At 68.3% G+C, this 2,114-nt stretch carries 1 protein-coding gene; it reads right to left on the minus strand.

Annotated features, from left to right (window positions below; genetic code table 11):
- Positions 1 to 45: 45 nt before the first annotated feature.
- Positions 46 to 2,114: ABC transporter permease (locus JOZ76_RS15780; protein ID WP_291699543.1), on the minus strand; the 2,069-nt coding region annotated here is incomplete at its 5' end.

Here is a 2,114-nt window from a genome sequence, read left to right on the forward strand (position 1 = left end):
AGCAGCGCGAGGCCGCCGGTAAACGCACGGCGCGATAGTTTGGCGCTAACGCTCATTGGCAAAGATCCTCACAAGGCTCGCCGGCTGCATGCGGGCGAGCCGCAGCACCGGCAAGAGGGATGCGAGCAGTGCGGCCGCCATTGCGACCACGACCAGCTTGAAAAGCTGCAGCGGAAAAACGTGGAACGGCAGCCGCCAGCCGAACGCTTTGACGTTGACGATCGCGATCAGGCACCAGGCCACCACGAGGCCGAGCGGCAGCGCGATCAGCGCGGTGATCAGCGCAACCGACATCGTCTTCAAGAGTTCCAGTCCGGCGAGACGCGAGCGCGTCACGCCCATGGCCCAGAGCGGCGCGAGCTCCGGCAGCCGTGAATTGGCGAGCGTCAGCAGACTCGTGAGCAGCGCGACGCCGGCAACGCCGAGCGTGAAGGCATTGAGCGCCGCGGTGACCGCAAAAGTCCGGTTGAAGATTCTTAGCGACTCGGCCTTCACCGTGGCCTGGTCGACGAGGTTGCGGCCGTCGAGGCCGAAGCGCGCCTGAAGCTCGCCCATCAGGGCCGGCACATCGGCCGGCGCCGCGCGCAGCGCCATCCGCGTCTGCGGCGTTGCGGGGAAGTGGCGCAGCAGCGCCTCGGCATTGACCGCGAGCTGGGCTTTGGGATTGCCGTAATCGGCGTAGATGCCGACGACGCGCAGACGCCAGCTTCCGCCCGGCGTCGGCACGTCGACCTCGTCACCGACCGCGATATTCAGCCGCCGGGACAGCTGTTCGCTGATGAAGCCGGCGTCGCTGCGCGCAAGCTCGTTCCATGCATCTGATGTCGCCTGCAACAGCGGCCAGTTGTCGCGATAGGTCGCGTGATCGGGCAGCCCCAGGATCTCCGTCGGCATGCCTCTGATCTCCGTCTCCGCACGGCCGCCCCGCAGGATGGCCTGCACGTCCGCCCGGCCGCGCAGAAACGCGCTGATATCGCGTGCCTGCGCATTGTCGACGGCGCTAATATAGACGTCGGCCGCAAGCCGACCCTGCAGCCAGCTGACGAAGGTGCGGCTAAAGCTTTCCACCATGGTGCCGACGCCGACATTCACCGCAAGCGCCATCAACAGCGCCATCAGCGCCAGCGACAGGCCGGGGATCTGCTGGCGGCCGTCGGCCCAGAACCATGCGGCGATGGCGTGACGCGCGCTGCGCTGGCCGAAGCGCAGCACGAGTTCAAGCAGGGCCGGCAGCAGCAGCGCGGCGCCGAGCAGCAGCGCCGCCAGCAGCGCAAAGCCCGACATCAGCGAGTTGCCGTACCACAGCAGCCATCCGGCCACCGCGAACGTGGCGGCCGCGATCGCAGCCTGCACCAGAAGGGTGCGCTGCTGGGCTTCCTGCCAGGCGCGCGGCTGCGCGGTGGCGAGCAGCGGCAGGCGGATCGCCTTGACGAGGCTGGTGGCCGCGGCCGCCAGCGCGCCGGCAACGCTCATCGCAAGGCCCGCGATCCACCATTCCCCCCTGAGCGTAAGTTGGCCGGGCACCGGCGCGCCATAGAGCCCGCGCAGGGAGGCTGCGACGTCGGGCAGCAGGATGGCCGCGATGACATAGCCGCAGATCATTCCGAGCAGGCCCGCGATCACCGCGAGGGAAACGAGTTCGACCACCATGACTGCGTTCAACGCACGCGCGGAGACGCCGCAGGCGCGCAGCGTCCGCAAGCTCGGCCGGCGCTGCTCGAACGCGAGGCCAATCGCCGAGTTGACGATGAACAGGCCGACCAGGAACGACAGCAGCCCGAACGCGGTGAGGTTCAGGTGAAAACTGTCGGTGAGCCGTTCGAGATCGGTCTCCGCGTCGGGTTCGACCAGGCTGAGTTTGTCGCCGACCACGCTCTCGATTGCGGCGCGCGGGCCGCGCGCCTTGCCGACCAGAAGGCGGGACACCTCGCCGGGCCGGTTCAAAATCTCCTGCGCCCGCCCGATATCCACAATGAGCACGTCGGGCACGAGTTGCGGCTGCAGATGCAACGGCGGCAGCACGGTGCCGTTTGATGTTTCCGGCGTCGCGCCTTCAGCGAGCGCGAGATCATGCAGCGTGTCCGGCGCGATCAGCGTCTGGCCCGGCGGCGCGA

This window comes from Bradyrhizobium sp., from assembly GCF_019244115.1.
GTDB lineage: Bacteria > Pseudomonadota > Alphaproteobacteria > Rhizobiales > Xanthobacteraceae > Bradyrhizobium.